This window comes from Geodermatophilus obscurus, from assembly GCF_900143215.1.
Classification (GTDB): Bacteria; Actinomycetota; Actinomycetes; order Mycobacteriales; family Geodermatophilaceae; genus Geodermatophilus; species Geodermatophilus obscurus_A.
In genome coordinates, this window is the sequence record NZ_FRDM01000056.1 from 1 (window position 1) to 17,911 (window position 17,911).

At 73.8% G+C, this 17,911-nt stretch carries 15 protein-coding genes; 6 read left to right on the top strand and 9 right to left on the bottom strand.

Features of this window, described 5'->3' with window-relative positions; all coding sequences use genetic code 11:
- Nucleotides 1–134 precede the first annotated feature (134 nt).
- The gene (locus BUB17_RS26380; protein ID WP_141243177.1) at nt 135–398 is read left to right on the top strand and encodes a hypothetical protein; all 264 of its coding nucleotides are present in this window, start codon (nt 135–137) and stop codon (nt 396–398) included.
- A gap of 25 nt (nt 399–423) precedes the next feature.
- Here BUB17_RS26380 and BUB17_RS23515 read toward each other — a convergent pair whose 3' ends face one another.
- Genes BUB17_RS23515 through BUB17_RS23535 form a run of 5 tightly spaced genes read right to left on the bottom strand, consistent with a single transcriptional unit; the run spans nt 424 to nt 6,413 of the window.
- Entirely contained in the window at nt 424–1,086 is a 663-nt protein-coding gene (locus BUB17_RS23515; protein WP_072921077.1) for an SRPBCC family protein, read from the bottom strand.
- Nucleotides 1,083–3,500, bottom strand: a complete 2,418-nt coding sequence (gene cutA, locus BUB17_RS23520) for an aerobic carbon-monoxide dehydrogenase large subunit (RefSeq protein ID WP_072921078.1) — start codon at nt 3,498–3,500, stop codon at nt 1,083–1,085. Before cutA ends, BUB17_RS23515 begins: the two co-directional genes overlap by 4 nt.
- Nucleotides 3,497–4,075 carry a (2Fe-2S)-binding protein gene (locus BUB17_RS23525; RefSeq protein WP_244277449.1) on the bottom strand — a complete coding sequence of 193 codons (579 nt, stop codon included), beginning with the start codon at nt 4,073–4,075 and terminating at the stop codon, nt 3,497–3,499. The genes cutA and BUB17_RS23525 overlap by 4 nt, the downstream gene beginning before the upstream one ends.
- Nucleotides 4,072–4,944, bottom strand: coding sequence for an FAD binding domain-containing protein (locus tag BUB17_RS23530; RefSeq protein ID WP_072921079.1), 873 nt, complete (start codon nt 4,942–4,944; stop codon nt 4,072–4,074). The genes BUB17_RS23525 and BUB17_RS23530 overlap by 4 nt, the downstream gene beginning before the upstream one ends.
- Nucleotides 4,941–6,413 (bottom strand): uracil-xanthine permease family protein, encoded by a 1,473-nt coding sequence (locus BUB17_RS23535; RefSeq protein WP_072921080.1) that lies wholly within the window; start codon nt 6,411–6,413, stop codon nt 4,941–4,943. Before BUB17_RS23535 ends, BUB17_RS23530 begins: the two co-directional genes overlap by 4 nt.
- Before the next feature lie 251 nt (nt 6,414–6,664).
- On the opposite strand from BUB17_RS23535, the gene BUB17_RS23540 reads away from it, so the two are divergent.
- Together BUB17_RS23540 and BUB17_RS23545 are read left to right on the top strand one after the other, a co-directional pair.
- Nucleotides 6,665–8,152 (top strand): FdrA family protein, encoded by a 1,488-nt coding sequence (locus tag BUB17_RS23540; protein ID WP_072921081.1) that lies wholly within the window; start codon nt 6,665–6,667, stop codon nt 8,150–8,152.
- Nucleotides 8,149–9,552, top strand: a complete 1,404-nt coding sequence (locus BUB17_RS23545) for a YlbE family protein (protein WP_072921082.1) — start codon at nt 8,149–8,151, stop codon at nt 9,550–9,552. The genes BUB17_RS23540 and BUB17_RS23545 overlap by 4 nt, the downstream gene beginning before the upstream one ends.
- Nucleotides 9,553–9,580: 28 nt before the next feature.
- On the opposite strand, the gene BUB17_RS23550 is transcribed toward BUB17_RS23545, so the two are convergent.
- On the bottom strand, nt 9,581–10,297 hold the full coding sequence (locus tag BUB17_RS23550; protein ID WP_072921083.1) for a PilZ domain-containing protein: 717 nt from the start codon (nt 10,295–10,297) through the stop codon (nt 9,581–9,583).
- Nucleotides 10,298–10,469: 172 nt separating this feature from the next.
- Between BUB17_RS23550 and BUB17_RS23555 the strand changes: the two genes are divergently transcribed.
- On the top strand, nt 10,470–11,003 hold the full coding sequence (locus tag BUB17_RS23555; protein WP_072921089.1) for an RNA 2'-phosphotransferase: 534 nt from the start codon (nt 10,470–10,472) through the stop codon (nt 11,001–11,003).
- A gap of 412 nt (nt 11,004–11,415) precedes the next feature.
- On the opposite strand, the gene BUB17_RS23560 is transcribed toward BUB17_RS23555, so the two are convergent.
- Genes BUB17_RS23560 through BUB17_RS23570 form a run of 3 tightly spaced genes read right to left on the bottom strand, consistent with a single transcriptional unit; the run spans nt 11,416 to nt 14,341 of the window.
- Nucleotides 11,416–12,519, bottom strand: coding sequence for a barbiturase (locus BUB17_RS23560; protein ID WP_072921084.1), 1,104 nt, complete (start codon nt 12,517–12,519; stop codon nt 11,416–11,418).
- Nucleotides 12,520–12,530: 11 nt separating this feature from the next.
- Entirely contained in the window at nt 12,531–13,481 is a 951-nt protein-coding gene (locus BUB17_RS23565) for a carbamate kinase (RefSeq protein WP_072921085.1), read from the bottom strand.
- A gap of 41 nt (nt 13,482–13,522) precedes the next feature.
- Nucleotides 13,523–14,341, bottom strand: coding sequence for a PHP domain-containing protein (locus BUB17_RS23570; RefSeq protein WP_072921086.1), 819 nt, complete (start codon nt 14,339–14,341; stop codon nt 13,523–13,525).
- 81 nt (nt 14,342–14,422) lie between these two features.
- On the opposite strand from BUB17_RS23570, the gene BUB17_RS23575 reads away from it, so the two are divergent.
- Complete coding sequence (locus BUB17_RS23575; RefSeq protein WP_072921087.1) at nt 14,423–16,642, top strand: RecQ family ATP-dependent DNA helicase; 2,220 nt, start codon at nt 14,423–14,425, stop codon at nt 16,640–16,642.
- Nucleotides 16,643–16,766: 124 nt separating this feature from the next.
- A complete protein-coding gene (locus BUB17_RS23580; protein ID WP_072921088.1) occupies nt 16,767–17,390 on the top strand; it encodes an alpha-ketoglutarate-dependent dioxygenase AlkB in 624 nt (207 codons plus the stop codon).
- Nucleotides 17,391–17,911 lie beyond the last annotated feature (521 nt).

Sequence of the window (17,911 nt, forward strand, 5' to 3'; positions counted from 1 at the left end):
GGGCAGTGTGAGAACTTCCATCCTCGGAAGGCCTCGACGTCTATCCCGGGACCGACGCGCCAGCCCCATCTACACCCTCAACTGCGAAGAGCCCCATTAGGCTTCGACAACAAACTGTGGGTCCGGCGGCCTTGGTGCCAGAGATCAGTGCGGTCCTGTCTGATCGTCTGGCTGACGCCCATGTCGAGTTGAAGCGATTGATGATCGGCGGTCTAAGGCGGGACGCCTTAGACGCGATGGAGGCCTTGAATACGAGGTCGCTCATCGAAAAACTTCGGCAAACGATTCACCCCATGGCCGTCAAGGCCGCCCACGAGTTTGGCCTGGCAGCCTATGTCGAGAACCCATTGTCCTTCAGTGATCTCAGGAGACTTTATGTATCACGCGCCGGTGGTTGATGTTCCAACACCGGTTGCCTTTAAATCATTCTGAGCGGCGGCCGAGGCGGTAGCCGACCAGGACGCCGAGCAGGGTGAGCAGGCCGCCGCCGGCGGCACCCAGCGCGAGGGTGCGGAGGTCGCCGGACGTTCCCGCGGGAACGCCGGCGCGGCCGGTGAAGACCTGCGGCTGGGGAGCAGCGGGAGGCTCGACGCGCGGCTGGCTCACTGCATCAGCCGAGGGCCGAGGCTCGACCGGAGCAGCGCCCGCGCCAGCCAGCTCGGCGTCCACCGCGGTGAAGAACTGCGCGGTCAGCCGCTTGGCGACGCCGGTGATCATCCGCTGACCGACCCCGGCCACCGGCCCGCCCACCACCGCATCCGCCGAGTAGGTCAGCACGGTCGCGGAGTCGCCGTCCGGCGCCAGCTCGATCGTCACCGTCGCCCGCACCTGCCCCGGCGCCCCCGCACCGGACGCGTGCATCACGTACGAGCTCGGCGGCTGCTGGTCGGTCAGGTGGACCTCGCCGGCGTACGTGCCCTTCACCGCGCCGACGCCCACGGAGACGTCCATCCGGTACGAGTCCTCGCCGACCCGCTCCAGCGCCAGGCACCCGGGGATGGTCCGCGCCAGCACCGCAGGATCGGTGAGCACCCGCCACACGTCGTCCGGCGACCCGTGCAGCACCGCCGAGCCGTCGAGGTTCACGCACCCACTCCCGTCCTGCGGCCCGACGCCGCCGTCCGCTCGGCCGTCTCCGAGCGCATCAGGTCGTACAGCTCCGTGGGAGAGATCGGCATCGAGGTGATCCGCCGTCCCACCGCGTCCTCGATCGCCGACGCGAGCGCCGCCGACCCCGGGATCACGCCGGCCTCGCCGGCGCCTTTGATGCCCAGCGGGTTCAGCGGCGAGGGCGTCTGCTGGTGGTCGATCACGATGTCGGGCACCTCGGACGCGTACGGCATCAGGAAGTCCATGAACGACGCGTTCTGCAGCTGCCCGTCGGCGTCGTAGGCCATCCGCTCGTACAGCGCCCCGCCCACGCCCTGCGCGACGCCGCCGTGCACCTGACCCTCGACGATCATCGGGTTCACCACGTTGCCGCAGTCGTGCACCACCGCGTAGTTCACGACGTCGATCTCCCACGTCTGCGGGTCGATCTCCACGACCGCCGCATGCGCGCCGGACGCGAACGTCGACCGGATCGGTGAGTAGTAGTCGCGGTGCTCCAGCCCCGGCGCGTCACCCTCGGCCACCGGCGGCTTGTCGTCGGAGCCGGCCCGAGCGAACTGCGTCGCCTGCTTGGCCGCCTCGTCGAACGCGTACCGCAGCGGGTTGGACAGCACCGCCACCGTTCGCAGCGGGATCGAGGCCCCCGGCGTCCCGCGCACCTGCACGACGCCGTCGGAGATCTCCAGGTCGCCGGGGTCGGCCTCCAGGACGTCGGCGGCGATCCGCAGCGCCTTCTCCCGCACCCCGCGGGCGGCCAGCGCGATCGCGTTGCCGCTCATCACCGCGGCCCGGGAGGCGAACGTGCCGACCGCGTACGGGAAGCGCCGGGTGTCGCCGGTGGTCACCTCGACGTCCTCGATCGGCACGCCGAGCTCGGAGGCGACGATCTGCGCGAACGACGTCTCGTGCCCCTGGCCCTGCGTGGTCAGCCCGGTCGACACCAGCACCTTGCCGCTGCCCAGCACCTGCACGTGCCCGCCCTCGTACGGGCCGGGCCCGGTGCCCTCCACGTACAGCGCCATCCCGACGCCGAGCAGCTTCCCGCGCGCGTCGGCGTCGTCCCGCAGCGCTTCGATCCCGTCCCAGCCGACCAGCGCCTTCAGCTTTCCGAGCAGCGCCGGGTAGTCGCCGGAGTCGTAGATGACCGGCCGGCCGTCCTGGAACGTCAGGTGGTGGTCGTAGGGGAACTGCGAGGGCTGGATGAGGTTGCGCTCGCGGACGACGGCCCGGTCCAGCCCGAGGACGTCGGCGATGCGGTCCATCGTCCGCTCCATCGCGAAGCAGCCCTGCGGCCGCCCGGCGCCGCGGTACGGCGTCACGATGACCGTGTTCGTGTAGACGCTCTCCACGACCACCCGGTACACGGGGATCACGTACGGGCCGACCAGCTGGGTCGCGGTCACGATCGGCACGATGATCCCGTAGGGCGTGTACGCGCCGTTGTCGTGCCAGACGTGCACGTCGAGCGCGGTGATCCGGCCGTCGTCGTCGAACCCGACGCTGACCTCCTGCCGCTGCTGCCGCTCGTGCGCGCTGGAGATGAAGTGCTCGCGGCGGTCCTCGGTCCACTTCACCTCGCGGCCGAGCGCGATCGCGGCCATCGGCACCAGCAGCTCCTCCGGCCACGGGTGCACGATCTTCACGCCGAAGCCCCCGCCGACGTCCGGGGCTACCACCTCCACCTGGTCGAGCGGGAGCTGGAGCTTCGCGGCGATGGCGGCGCGCACCGACGTCGAGGCCTGGGTGCTGGTGTGCACCCGCAGCGAGCGGTCGTCGGCGTCCCACCGCGCGTGCACGCCCTTGCCCTCCAGCGGCATGGAGGCGCTGCGCTCGACGTATTGGGTGAAGGACAGCGTGTGCGGCGACGCGGCCAGCGCCGGCTCGACGTCCCCGGTCTCCTGGTGGTGCCGCGCCGCGACGTTGTCCGGGATCTCCTCGTGGACGCACGCTCGCGCCTCCCGCGCCGCGTCCACCCCGACGATGACGGGCAGCTCCTCGTAGGTGACGGCGATCCGCTCGGCGGCGTCCTCGGCGACGTACCGGTCGGTGGCCACCACCATCACGACCGGCTCGCCGACGTGGTTCACCTCGCCGTTCGCCAGCGGGTAGCCGGTGCGCGGCGCGGTCAGCTGCGGGTGGGGGATCAGCACGGGCAGCGGCTCGGCGAGCGGGCCGGTGAGGTCCTCGTAGGTGTAGATGGCGACCAGGCCCTCGACGTCGAGGGCGGCATCCACGTCGACGTCGGTGATGCTGGCGTGCGCGTGCGGGCTGCGCACGAAGGCGGCGGCGAGCGCGCCGGCACCGATGTCGTCGAGGTAGCGGCCTTTCCCGGTGATGAGCCGGGCGTCCTCGCGCCGGCGGACCGGCTCGCCGAACAGCTTGGTGGTCACCGCGGGCCTCCGTCCGCGGCACTCTCCGCGGGGACGGCCGGGGGACCGGCGACGGTTCCCGCGGGGACGGCCATCGACGCGGCCGCGTGGCGGACGGCCTTCTTGATGTTCGCGTAGCCGGTGCACCGGCAGAGGTTGCCGCCGACCAGGTCGTCGACCTCCTCCTCGCTGATCTCCTCGGCCGCGTCGCGCGCCTCGAGCCCGGCGGCGATGGTCATCAGGAAGCCCGGGGTGCAGAACCCGCACTGCAGCGCGTGGCACTCGCGGAACGCCTCCTGCACCGGGTGCAGCACCTGCCCACCCCTCCCGTCGTCGCGGGCCAGGCCCTCCACCGTCGTCACCGCCGCGCCGTCGACCTGGACGGCGAGCACCAGGCACGAGCGCACCGGCTCGCCGTCGACCAGCACCGTGCAGGCCCCGCAGACGCCGTGCTCGCAGCCGACGTGCGTGCCGGTCAGCCCCAGGTCGTGCCGCAGCGCGTCGGACAGCAGCCGCCGCACCGGCACGGTGGCTTCACGTGGAACACCGTTCACGGTGAGGTGGACGGTCCGCTCGGTGTCGACGGGAACGCTCACTCGAACTCCCCTGCGGCTTCCTCGGCGGCCTCGGCCAGCGTCCGCTCGGTCAGCACGCCCACCAGCAGCCGGCGGTAGTCGGCGCTGGCGTGCAGGTCGCCGTCCGGCTCGACCAGCGTGCGGGCCAGCGCGCCGGCGGCCGCCCAGTCGGCCTTCTCCACCGGGGAGCCGGCGACGGCGTCGGTCAGGTCGTGCACCTCGGGGGTAAGGCCTACCGAGATGTAGGAGGCCCGGACCGTCGCCACCCGGCGGTCCTCGTCGAGGGTGACGACGACGCCGGCGCCGCACACCGCGTAGTCGCCCTTCCGGCGGGCCACCTCGGCGAAGGCGGTGCCCGAGCGCGGCGGCAGGGCGGGGAAGAAGGCGGCGGTGACGACGGCGGCGCCGAGCAGCGAGGTCTCCAGCGGGCCGACGAACAGGTCCTGCCAGTCGACCTCGCGCTCGCCGGAGAGGGCCGCCACGGTCACCGAGCCGCCGGTCAGCGCGAGCACCGACGTCATCTCGCCGGCGGGGTCGGCGTGCGCGATCGAGCCGACCGTCGTCCCCCGGTTCCGGATCGCCGGGTGCGCGACGTTCGCCGTCGCCCGGGCCAGCAGCGGCTGCACCCGGGCGGCTCCCTCGTGCGCCAGCAGCCCCGCGTGCCGGACCAGCGCCCCCACCCGCACGCCGTCCCCGTTGACCTCGACGGTGTCGAGCCCGGGCACCCGGTTGAGGTCGACCAGCGTGGCCGGCGCCGCGAGCCGCATCGACAGCAGCGGAAGCAGCGACTGGCCCCCGGCCAGCACCTTGGCGCCCTCCTCGGCGGCGAGGACCTCGAGGGCCTCGGGCACCGAGCGCGGGTCGGCGTACCGGAAGGGAGCGGGTTTCACCGGGGCAGCGTGCCCTCTCCCGGGCCGCGGCCGGGTACGCCGGGCCGGCCGACCTCGTCGACCGAGGACGGGTCGGGGCTGACCTCGTCGCCGTGCACGTGGCCGAACGTCGTCCCCGCCGCGGGGTGTGATCCCTCGCGGAGCAGCGCGGCCTTCATGTCCGCCGGGGCCAGCGCCCGGGCGACGTGCCAGGCCAGCACGGCGACGATGGAGCCCAGCGCGATGCCGTTGAGCTGGTACCGGTCGTCGAATTGGATCGTGACGTTGCCGATCCCGATGATGATTCCGGCGGCCAGCGGCACCAGGTTGATCGGGTTGGCGAAGTCGACCCGGTTCTCCTTCCAGATCTTCGCGCCGAGCAGGCCGATCATCCCGTAGAGGACGACGGTGATCCCGCCGAGCACACCGCCCGGGACGATGTTGATCAGCGCGCCGAACTTGGGGATCAGCCCCAGCAGGATCGCCACCAGCGCGGCCACGTAGTACGCCGCCGTCGAGTAGACGCGGGTCGCCGCCATGACCCCGATGTTCTCCGCGTACGTGGTGGTGGGGGACCCGCCGACGGAGGTGGCGACGACGGTCGCGACGCCGTCGGCCATCACGGCGCGGCCCATCATCGGGTCGAGGTCGCGCTTGGTCATCTCGGCCACCGCCTTGACGTGGCCGACGTTCTCCGCGACCAGGGCGATGACCGCGGGGACGACCAGCAGCGAGAAGTTGAGCGAGAAGCTCGGCGCGGTGAAGTCCGGGAGGCCGAACCAGTCGGCGGTGGCGACGGAGTCGAAGTCGATCCGGTCGCGGGTGACGACCTCGCCGGTGCCGTCGGGCGAGGTGATCTGCCCGGCGGTGACGTCGAGCAGGACCGACAGCAGGTACCCGAAGACCAGCCCGAGCAGGATGGAGATGCGGGCGAGGAAGCCCCGCAGCGCCAGGGACGCCACGATGACGAACGCCATCGTCGCCAGCGCCACCCACTGGTCCTGCGGCCAGTACACGCCGGCGGCGACCGGCGCCAGGTTGAAGCCGATGAGCATGACCACCGCGCCGGTGACGGCGGGCGGCAGCAGCCTGTTGATCACGCCGAGGCCGGCGAAGTGGATGAGCACGCCCACGAGGGCGAGCACGGCACCGGCGATCAGGAGAGCGCCGACGACGTCGCCGGAGTCGCCGCCGTTGGCGCGGATCGCCGCCACACCGCCGACGAACGCCGCGCTGGTGCCCAGGTAGCTCGGCACCCGGTTCTTCACGATGATCAGGAAGATGATCGTCGCCACGCCGCTCATCATGATCGCGAGGTTGGCGTCCAGCCCCATGATCAGCGGGAAGACGAACGTCGCGCCGAACATGGCGACGACGTGCTGCGCGCCGATGCCGGCGGTCCGCGGCCAGGACAGCCGCTCGTCGGGTGCCACCGCCTCGCCCAGCGGCGGGGTCTTGCCGTCCCCGTAGAGCTTCCAGCCCAGCGCCATGCCCGCCTCCTCGACCCGCTCCTGGGACGCGGCCGGCTCCCCCGAACGGACGTTCCCGGCTCCCAGCGGGCGCCAATGTGACACGCACCGGGGACAGCGCGGAAGTACCTCAGTGCTAAATCGTCGTCGGCGGATGTCTCACCACTGAGGTACTCGGCCGGTACGGTCGGCGCGGTGAGCGAGCTTGCGAGCGAACCCATGGACAGAGCACTCCCGGGAGCGCGGGCGACGAGCGCCAGCGAGGAGGTCGCGTGACCGCACCCCCCGTCCGCCACGTCTCCCTGCGCAGCGGCGTGTACGCCGACTCGGTCCGGTTGATGCAGGTCAGCCGGGACGTCGGCGCTCGGAAGGGGGTCACCGCGGTGCTCGTCGCGATGGCCACGCCGCTGAACCTCGAGCTCGCCGCCGGCATGGGTCTGGCCCCTGCCGAGGGCGCCTCGCCCGACCAGCTGCTCGTCGCCGTCTCCGCTGCGGACGACGACGCGCTGGCCGCCGCGGTCGCCGCCGTCGACGCCGCCCTCGCCGCCCGCGAGCGCACCGCCGGCCCGGCGCAGGCCGTGCCGCTGTGCACCATCGGCGCCGGCCTCGACGCGCTGCCCACCGACGGTCCGGCGCTGGCGATCGTGAGCGTCCCGGGGCCGTACGCGGTCGCCGAGGCCGCCGACGCGATCGCCGCCGGGCGCAGCGTGCTGGTCTTCTCCGACGGCGTCCCGGTCGAGTCCGAGGTGGCGCTCAAGCGCGCCGCGCACGACGCCGGGGTGCTGGTCATGGGCCCCGACTGCGGGACGGCGATCGTGTCCGGCCTCGCGCTCGGCTTCGCCAACGTGGTCCGCCGCGGCCCGGTCGGGCTGGTCGCCGCGTCGGGCACCGGCGCCCAGCAGGTCTCCTGCCTGCTCGACACGGCCGGCGTCGGGGTCTCGCACGTCCTCGGCGTCGGCGGCCGCGACCTGTCGGAGGCGGTCGGCGGGCTGGCCACGCTCGACGCCCTGGCCCTGCTCGACGCCGACCCGGCCACCGAGCGGGTGCTGCTGGTGTCCAAGCCGCCGGCGCCGTCGGTGGCGGTGGCGGTCGCGGAGGTCGCCGCGGAGCTGTCCGTGCCGGTCCGCTCGGCCGCGCTGTCGGCGGAGAGCCCCGACCTCACCGCCGCGGTGGAGTCCCTGCTGCGGGACACGGGGGTCGCGGTGCCGGAGTGGCCGTCGCGTCCCGCCGCACGGCAGGCCGCCCCCGGCGCCGTCCTCAAGGGGCTCTACGCCGGCGGCACCCTCGCCGACGAGGCGATGCTCATCGCCGCTCCCGTGCTCGGCGACGTCCGCTCCAACACCCCGCTGCGCCCCGAGCTCGACGCTGCCCTCGACCCATCCGCCCCCGACCTGTCCGTCCCCGGGCACGTGGTGGTCGACTTCGGGGACGACGCCCTCACCGCCGGCCGGGCGCACCCGATGATCGACCCCACGCTGCGGCTCGAGGCGCTGGCCCGCATCGCGGCCTCCGGCGAACCCGCGGTCGTGCTGGTGGACGTCGTCCTCGGCCACGGCGCCGACCCCGACCCCGCTGCGACCCTGGCGCCCGCGCTGCGGGCGGCCGGGCTGCCCGCCGTCGTCGCGCTGGTCGGCACCGAGGCCGACCCCCAGTGCTGGTCGCGCCAGGCCGACGCGCTCGCCGCGGCCGGCGCGGCCGTCTTCGCCTCCAACGCGCAGGCCATCCGGCACGCGCTCGACCTGCTGGGAGCCGCGCGATGAGGGACCTGCTCTCCGGGACGCCGACGGTCGTCGCCGCGGGTGTCGACGTGTTCTCCGCCGCGCTGCGCGCCCAGGGCGCCGACGTGCACGACGTCGACTGGCGCCCACCCGGCTTCGGTGACCCCGCCGACCTCGCCGCGCTCGCGCTCGACCGGCGCCGGGCCGCGGCCAACCGCACCGCCGTCGAGCGGGTGATGGCCGCGGGGTCCCGGCTGGTCGACGTCCGGCCCGCGCGCGAGGTGCTCGGCCTGACCGACCGCACGCTGCTGCACGCCGGCCCGCCGATCGGCTGGGACGACGCGTCCGGGCCGCTGCGCGGCGCGCTCATCGGCGCCTGCCTGTTCGAGGGCTGGGCGGACACCGTCGAGGACGCCGAGCGGCTGCTGGCCTCCGGCGGGGTCGCGCTCGACCCGTGCCACCACCACTCGGCAGTGGGGCCCATGGCCGGCGTGACGAGCCCGTCGATGTGGACGTGGTGCCTGCAGGACCCGGTCACCGGCGGCCAGGCGTTCTGCAACCTCAACGAGGGCCTGGGCAAGGTGCTGCGGTACGGCGCCTACGGGGACGAGGTGCTCACCCGGCTGCGGTGGATGCGCGACGTCCTCGGGCCGGTGCTGCAGGCGGCGGTGCGCTCGATGGCCGAGCCGCTGGACGTCAAGGCGGTGCTCGCGCAGATGCTGCAGATGGGCGACGAGGGGCACAACCGCAACCGCGCCGGCTCGCTGATGACCCTGCGCGAGCTCGCGCCGGCGGCCGTGGAGGTGGACGCGCCGTCGTCCGACATCGCGGCGGTGCTGCGTTTCATCGGCGGCAACGAGCACTTCTTCCTCAACCTGGGCATGCCGACGGCGAAGCTGGCGATGGACGCCGCCCGCGGCGTGCCCGGTTCGACGATGGTGACCGTGATGTCCCGCAACGGGACCGAGTTCGGCATCCGGACCGCCGGCACCGGCGACCGCTGGTTCACCGGCCCGGCGAACACCCCGGTCGGCCTGTTCCTCGGCGACTACGGCCCGGAGGACGCCAACCCCGACATCGGCGACTCCGCGATCATGGAGACCTACGGCGTCGGCGGGTTCACCATGGCCGCGGCGCCGGCGATCGTCCGGTTCGTCGGCGGCACCGTGCCCGACGCGCTGGCCACCACCGAGCGGATGTACCAGCTGACCCTGGCCGAGAACCCGGCGATGCAGGTGCCGATCCTCGGCTTCCGCGGCTCACCGACCGGCATCGACGTCCTCGCCGTGGCGCGCACCGGGTGGCTGCCGCAGATCAACACCGGCATGGCCGGACGGGTGGCCGGCACCGGGCAGGTCGGCGCCGGGCTGGTGCAGCCGCCGCGCGAGTGCTTCGAGCAGGCGCTGGCCGCGCTGGCGCAGGAGGCCCGCACCGCCACCTGACCGCGGGTCCCCCGTCCCGCCGGGCGGTTCAGTCCAGGCCGCGGGCCCGGAGGGAGCGCAGCTCGGCGAAGACCTGCCTGCGGATGAGGTCCTCGGTCTTCTCGTGCAGCCCGATGAAGCGGAACGTCAGCTCCGGACGGCGGTCCCGGTGCCGGATCTGCCGGATCACCTCGGCCTGGCAGACGACCTCGTCGTCGACGAAGGAGAGGCGGAGGGGGACGACCGCCCCTGCGCCAGGGAGGCCGTCGCCGGTGCGACCCTCAGGAGCGTCCTCGACGGCGGGCTCGGGGTCGCTGCCGCCGGTCGGGTCCGTGCGGCCGGCGGAGACCTCGAACGCGACCCGGGTGCCGGCCTCGCTGACGTCGACCGTCGTCCCCGGCACCTCGGCGGTGCCGACGGTCATGCGCACGGGCACGCTCAGTGGCGCCCGGACCGCGGATCGGCGCTGGCCCCTCGTGGCCGGCCCGGTCGGACGCAGCCGCCACACCGGCGTCGCGCCGGGTTCCGAGGCCATGAGCTCCACCGGGAGGGACCGCAGCTCGGCCGCGGCGCGCCACACCAGCTCCAGGCGTTCCCCGACCGGGAGGGCGGCCCGGCGCCGGTCCCGGTCCTCGCCCACCGTCACCACGATCTCGGCGTCGTCCGCCGACTCGACCCAGCTGACGAGCACCTCGCCTCGTCCACCGACCACCACGTCGACCACGTCCCGCTGCTCGGGGAAATCGACACCGGGGGTACCCGCCACGGGTCCTCCTGCACAGATAGAGGGAGAACAGGTCTCGAACTGACCGGTACCGTAGCGTTCGAACTGCAGTGTGTGATGATCCGAACACGATGAGTTCAGTGAACCGGGTCACTGCTCACGGTCGTCGGCGCCGGCTCGTCGTCGAGCACTCCTCCCGCTGATGCTGGGAGGCGTGGACTCCCGCGACGTCGTCCGGCGCAGCAAGCGGCTCTCCCACGTGCTGCGTCACGCTCCCAGCAGCGTCGGGCTGACCCTCGACGCCGCCGGCTGGGTGGACGTCGGCGACCTGCTCGCCGCCCTCGGCTGGACCCGGGCCGAGCTGGAGCGTGTCGTCGTCACCAACGACAAGCGCCGGTTCGCCCTCGACGGGACCGGCACCCGGATCCGCGCCAGCCAGGGCCACAGCGTCGCCGTCGACCTCGGCTACGTCCCCGAGCCGCCGCCCCCGGTCCTGTTCCACGGGACGGCGGAGCGGAACCTGCCGGCCATCGAGGCCGAGGGGCTGCGGCCCGGACGCCGGCACGCGGTGCACCTGAGCCCCGACGAGGTCACCGCCCGACGGGTCGGGGCGCGGCACGGGCGAGCCGTCGTCCTGCAGGTGGACGCTGCGGGGATGGCGGCATCCGGCATCGTCTCCACCCGCTCGGCGAACGGCGTGTGGCTGGTCGACGCCGTTCCGCCCGCCTTCCTCACCGTCGTCGGCTGACAGTGCCTGATCGCGCGGGTCCGGTCCAGGTCGGAGCGGGCTCAGCCGGGCAGTGCGTCCAGCGGCATCCCGACGTACAGCATCCCGAACAGCTCCCCGTCGGCCGCCCACCGAAACCGGATCGGCCCGATGGGCAGTGCGCCCCCACGCCAGGTCGCGGTCCGTCACCCGAGGGAAGGCGCGCCGCACCCGCCGTTCCCGGCCCGTCGGCCGTCGTCGTCGGCCGCAGTGCCCTCAGGCGCTGATCATGGGGTCGTCGCCGTACGACGCGCCGGACGACGGCGGGTCCTCGAGCAACGACCCCATGATCAACACGGGGACGGCGGAGTCCCGGGCCTCGCTCGAGGCGCGACTGCGCGCCCCGGTCCGCTCCTCCCTCGCAGAGCTCGCTGCGACGCTCCCGCGGCTGTCGTCAGACGCGGACGATCGCCGCCACCGGACCGCCCCCCGACGGGCCCTGGTGCACCGCCGCCACCGACACGAACACCGCCGGATCCCCGGTCACCGAGGCGGCCACCCCGCCCACGGTCGCCTTGATCTGCCGGTGCCAGAACACGTCGGAGTCGTCGAGCATCGCGTTGCGCCGGCCACGGACGTAGCCGGTCGGGTCGGCCTCGCACTTGAGGAAGACGTTGACCAGCCGGTCGCCGAGGTCGCTGGGGTGCGGCCGCTCGGGCAGCTCCAGGCCGGCGTGGCGGATCGCGTTCCAGATGCCGTCCTGGTCCAGGGCGTCGCGCATCACCGAGTGGCCGATCCGGTAGGCGCCCCCGTGCCCGCGCGCGTTGCCGACGACGACGATCTGCGCCCGGTCCAGCTCCACGCCCGAGGAGCACGAGGCCACCGCGCTGTACAGCGACAGGTCGCGCATGACCTGCTCCTGACCCGGCATCTCGATCTCGCCGAGGGCCACCGCGATGCCCAGCGCCGTCGTCCCGTTGGACAGGTCCATCGAGCCGTGCGGCTCGTCGTAGTACGTGTCCTTGCCGCGGGCCTTGGCGTCGCGGATGGTCTCGCTGGTCAGCAGCGGCGTCTTGGTCTGCACGTAGTGGACGTCGGCCGGATCGGTGATGCCCGCCTCCGCCATCGCCCGGCGCACGCCCTCGGCCACCTTCTCCACCATCGCGATGCGACCGATGTCCTCGGGCAGCAGGACGTCGCTCATCGCGTAGCCGACGGTCAGCCGCGGCTCGTCCGTCCTCTCCACCGCGTCCTCGGGCAGCGTCGCGAAGACGGTCGCGTGCGGGCTGATGACGCCGTCCGTGCCGCCCGACCACACGATCGGGATCTCCCCGACCTCGTCCTTGGACCGGCTGCCCTTCTCCAGCAGCACTTCGCGGAAGGCCCGGTCGGCGATGATCCGCGTGTAGTCGTTGACCCCGCCGTTGCCCTCCGTCTTGCCGATGACGGCGACGACCCGGTCGGCCTCCATGACGCCCTCGTCGATGAGCTTCGCCAGCTCGGAGGCGTCGCTGACGTTGTGCAGCGGGACCTTGCGGACCTCGATGGGTGCGGGCACGGAGCTTCCTCTCACTGAGCGTTCACGACGGTGCCGACGTCATCGCGCGTGACGGCGTCGGCGATGTGCTCGAGGGACGTGATGACGGCGCGGGCCCCGCTCCCCTCCACGAAGCGCAGCGCGGCCTCGACCTTGGGGCCCATCGAGCCGCGGCCGAACTCCCCGGCGGCCGCGTGCGCGCGCAGCGCGGCGGGGGTGACCTGCCCGAGCGGCCGGGCGGCGGGGGTGCCGTACCCGACGAGCACCTGCGGGACGTCGGTCGCGATCACCAGCGTGCCGGCCTCGAGGTCGCGGGCCAGCAGCGCGGCGGTGAGGTCCTTGTCGACGACGGCCTCGACGCCGTGCAGCGCTCCGCCGGTGCCGTCCTCCACCACCGGGACGCCGCCCCCGCCGGCGCAGACGACGACGAAACCGGCCGCGAGCAGCGCCTCGACGGCCGGCACGTCGACCACCCTTCGCGGCTCGGGCGAGGCGACGACCCGCCGCCAGCCGCGCTCGCCGCGGTCCTCCCACACCTGCCCGTGCGCCATGGAGCGCTCGGCCCGCTCGCGCGGCAGGTAGCGGCCGACGGGCTTGGAGGGCTCGCGGAAGTGCGGGTCGTCGGCGTCGACGAGGGTCCGGGTGACCAGGACGGCGGTGCGCTGCGGCAGCCCGCGGGCGGACAGGGCGGCGTCCAGCTCGTTGGCCAGCGTGAAGCCGATGGTCGCCTGGGTCTGGGCGACGCACCAGTCCAGCGGCACGGGCGGGACCTCGTGCGCGGCCAGCTCGTTCTTGACCAGCAGGTTGCCCACCTGCGGCCCGTTGCCGTGGGTGAGCACCACCGGGACGCCGGTGGCCACCACCGCCGCGACGTGCCGGCAGGCCGCCGCGATCGCGTCACGCTGCGCGCGGGGTGTCGCCGAGCCGTCCGGGCCGGTCATCGCGTTGCCGCCGAGGGCGATGACGACGCGGCCGGGGGTCACCCCGGCGACCCTAGCCCGAGATGCCTCAGCGCTGAAGTACCTCAGCGGCGCCAGAAGTCGAAGGCGTCCCGGCCGGGCCGGAAGCCGGCGGCCTCGACGACGTCCACCGCGAGGTCGAAGTGCTGGCCGACGCCGGCCGGCTGGTGGGCGTCGCTGCCGAAGCTGACCGCCTCGCCGCCCTCCTCGAAGAACCAGCGCACCTGGTCGACCGACGCGAGCGGGCTGGTCGTGTTGACCTCGAGCGCCCGGCCGGTCCCGGCCAGCGCGCGGAACACCGCCCGGTACTCCTCCTCGTAGTCCTTCTCGGAGTACCGGTCACTGCCGCCGGGCCAGTACCGCCGCGGGAAGTCGACGTGGGCGAGCACCTCGAAGACGTCGCTGGTCTCGACCATGTCGACCACCTCGGCCAGGTAGCGGCGCATCGTGCTGTCCGGGTCGGGATAGAGCAGCCGGCCGATGCCGTAGAGCCGGCCGTCCTGGCTCAGCGAGTGCAGGGAGCCGAGCACCCGGTCGACGGGGGAGTCGCGCAGGTGGGCGGCGACGCTGGCGGCGAACAGGTGCGGCTCGCCGGTCTCCACGCCCGACCAGACACGCAGCTCGGGGAAGCGCTCCCGGCACTCCTCCAGCTCGGCGAAGTAGCCCTCGACGTCGATCGGCAGGTGCCGGGAGGCGTGCCGGTCGACCAGCCCGTCGGCGGTCGCACGGTCCTCCGGCGTCCACGTCGTGAAGTCGAGGTGCTCGGTGAAGGCGATGGCGGGCAGGCCCCGGGCCACCGCCCGCTCGCACGCGCGCACCATCGTGGAGGAGTCGGAGGTGTCCCAGGACCACCTGGTGTGCACGTGGTTGTCCGGTGGTCGCATCGTGTGTGGATTGTCCTCCCCCGTCCCCAGGATCCGCGCGGCGGCCGGTCCCGTCGTCCCGGGTGCCTACTGTCGGGTGCCATGACCACCGCCGCGCCGTCCGCCGACCTGGCCACCGAGGCCCTCGTGGTCCTCCGCGAGCTGACCGGCCGGCCCGACGCCGAGTTCCGCGAGGGGCAGGACGCCGCCGTCGCCGCGCTGGTCGAGCGCTCGGAGCGGGCGCTGGTCGTGCAGCGCACCGGGTGGGGCAAGTCGGCGGTCTACTTCGTCTCCACCGCGCTGCTCCGGCGCCGCGGCGCCGGCCCCACCCTGCTGGTCAGCCCGCTGCTCGCGCTGATGCGCGACCAGGTCGCGGCCGCCGCGCGCGCCGGCATCCGCGCCGTCGAGATCTCCAGCGCCAACGCCACCGAGTGGGACGACGTCGCCGCCGCGCTGGCCGCCGACGACGTCGACGTCCTGCTGGTCTCCCCGGAGCGGCTGACCAACCCGCGCTTCCGCGAGGAGCAGCTGCCGGGCCTGGTCGCCCGGTGCGGCCTGCTCGTCGTCGACGAGGCCCACTGCGTCTCCGACTGGGGGCACGACTTCCGGCCCGACTACCGCCGCATCCGCGACCTGCTGGGCACCCTCCCGGCCGGGACGCCGGTGCTCGCCACGACCGCCACCGCGAACGAGCGGGTGGTCGCCGACGTCGCCGAGCAGCTCGGCGCCGGTGGCGTGGGCGTGACGACGGTGCGGGGCCCGCTGGCCCGCGACTCGCTGCGCCTCGGCGTGCTCCGGCTGCCCACCGACCGGGCCCGGCTGGCCTGGCTGGCCGCCCACCTCGGCGACCTGCCGGGCAGCGGCATCGTCTACACGCTGACCGTCGCGGCGGCCGAGGAGACCGCCGCGCTGCTGCGCGACGCCGGCCACGAGGTGCGCGCCTACACCGGCAGGCTCGACGACGCCGACCGCAAGGACGCCGAGGAGGCGCTGCGTGAGAACCGGGTCAAGGCGCTGGTGGCCACCTCCGCGCTCGGCATGGGCTTCGACAAGCCCGATCTCGGGTTCGTCGTCCACCTGGGGGCGCCGTCGTCGCCGGTCAGCTACTACCAACAGGTGGGCCGCGCCGGTCGCGCCGTCGAGCACGCCGACGTGCTGCTGCTGCCCGGCCCCGAGGACCTCGCGATCTGGCAGTGGTTCGCCACCTCCTCCATGCCGCGGGAGGACCACGCCGCCGCGGTGCTGTCCGCGATGGCCGACGGCAAGGCCTGGTCGGTGGCGCGGCTGGAGACGGTGGCCGACGTCCGCCGGTCCCGGCTGGAGCTGCTGCTCAAGGTGCTCGCCGTCGACGGCGCGGTGGAACGGGTGCAGGGCGGCTGGCGGTCCACCGGCCGCCCGTGGGTCTACGACGCCGACCGCTACGCCCGCGTCACCCGTACCCGGGAGGCCGAGCAGCGGGCGATGATCGCCTACGCGAAGCCGGTCGACGAGGCGCGGTGCCGGATGGCCTTCCTGCAGGAGGCCCTCGACGACCCCACCGCCGCGCCCTGCGGTCGCTGCGACGTCTGCGCGGGCCCCTGGTACTCCTCCGACGTCCCGGAGGGCGCCGCCCAGGCCGCCTCGGCAGCGCTCGACCGCCCCGGCGTGGAGCTCGCTCCGCGCGCCCAGTGGCCGACCGGCGTCGACCGGCTCGGCGTCGAGGTGAAGGGAAAGATCGCGCCCGGCGAGCAGCTCGACCCGGGCCGGGCCGTCGCCCGGCTGACCGACCTGGGCTGGGGCCAGCGGCTGCGCACCCTGCTCGGGGACGACGGCGTCGGCGGGGTGGTCGACCTCGAGGCCCCGGGGCTGGAGGAGGACCCGGACGCCGCGTTCGACGTGCCGGTGCGGCGCACGCCATCGGACGTCCCGCTGGACGAGGAGCTGCTGCGGGCCTGCGCGCGGGTGCTGGCCGCCTGGGACTGGGCCGAGCGCCCTGCCGCGGTGGTCGCCGTTCCCTCCCGCCGCCGTCCCCGCCTGGTCACCGGGCTGGCGCAGGGTCTGGCCGGGCTCGGCCGGTTGCCGTACCTCGGCGAGCTGTCCCTGGCGCACGGCGGTCCGACCGGCCAGCCCGGCGGCAACAGCGCCTTCCGACTGGCGGGGGTGTGGCAACGGATCGTCGTCGGCCCGGAGCTGCGGGAGCGGCTGGCCCAGCTGGGCCCGGTGCCGGTCCTGCTGGTCGACGACCTCGCCGACTCCCGCTGGACCATGACCGTCGCCGGTCGTGAGCTGCGCCTGGCCGGCGCCTCCCGCGTCTTGCCCTTCGCGCTGGCCCTCACCGCCTGACGGAGGACCCGGCCTCCTCGCCACGCGCAGGCTCGTGGCGGGAGCCGGGACGGGTCGCGCTCCGATCACGACCGCGGCGTCGCACCTTCTCGTACGCATGTTCGATCGGGCGTAGCCTCCGTCCATGTCGCTCGCGCACCAGCCGTCGATGTGGGACCTCGCCGAAGAGGCCACGCTCGGTCCGCTCGAGGTCACCCGGCACCACCTCGGCCGCGGCGCCTGGGTCGACCACCTGCCCGGCTGGGTCCAGGGGTCCGACGAGGTCCTCGAGGTGCTGCTCGGGGACCTCGGCTGGCGGGCCGATCGGCGGCAGATGTACGAGCGCGAGGTCGTCGTCCCTCGCCTGCTGCGGTGGTACGGCGGGGACGAGCCGCTGCCGCACCCGCTGCTGACCCAGGCACGGGAGGCGCTCACCGGCCACTACCGGTCAGAGCTCGGCGAACCCTTCGTCAGCGCCGGCATGTGCCTCTACCGCGACGGGCGGGACAGCGTCGCCTGGCACGGTGACCGGCTCGGCCGTGGCCGCAGCGCCGACACGATGGTGGCGATCGTGTCCTTCGGGTCCCCGCGGCCGCTGCTGCTCCGCCCGGTCGGAGGCGGGGAGAGCCTGCGCTACCCCCTGGGGCACGGCGACCTCGTCGTCATGGGGGGCTCCTGCCAGCGCACGTGGGAGCACTGCGTCCCGAAGACGACGAAGCCCGTGGGCCCCCGGGTGAGCGTGCAGTTCCGTCCCCGTGGTGTTGCCTGACCCCGGTGCGCCGCTGGAACGGAGCCCGCGGGTGCCTCCGGAGGCCTCGACCAGAGGCCGCGTCGTGGACCCCGTCGGGACGCCGCGGCGCAGTGGCCGGCCACCCACCTCCGGCTCCATGACGAGGAGCGCGGATGCGGTGGGACGACCTTCCGCCACACGTCTCCGGACGAGTGGCCGCCCAGCCTCCCGAGGGCATCGTCGGTCCTGGTGACAGGGCCGGCGGAGAGGACCGCAGCCCCGCTCCGGACCCCCGTGCGAGGGTCTCCCAGAGTGGTGTACTGTTCCCTCTGCACCGAGCGAGAACGGACCGGGCCGCCAGCCTGGTCAACCGCCGGACGAGCCCCTGAGGCTCGACCGTTGCGGAGCGCGGTGTACAACGGAGATATCGTCTCGAACGAAGGCCGAGAAGGCTGGAGCACGAGTGCGTCCGCTCCTTGAGAACTCAACAGCGTGCCGAAAGTCAGTGCCAAGTTTGAACCCCTTTTGTGGGTTTCTTTGGGTTGATTGACATCAAGAGT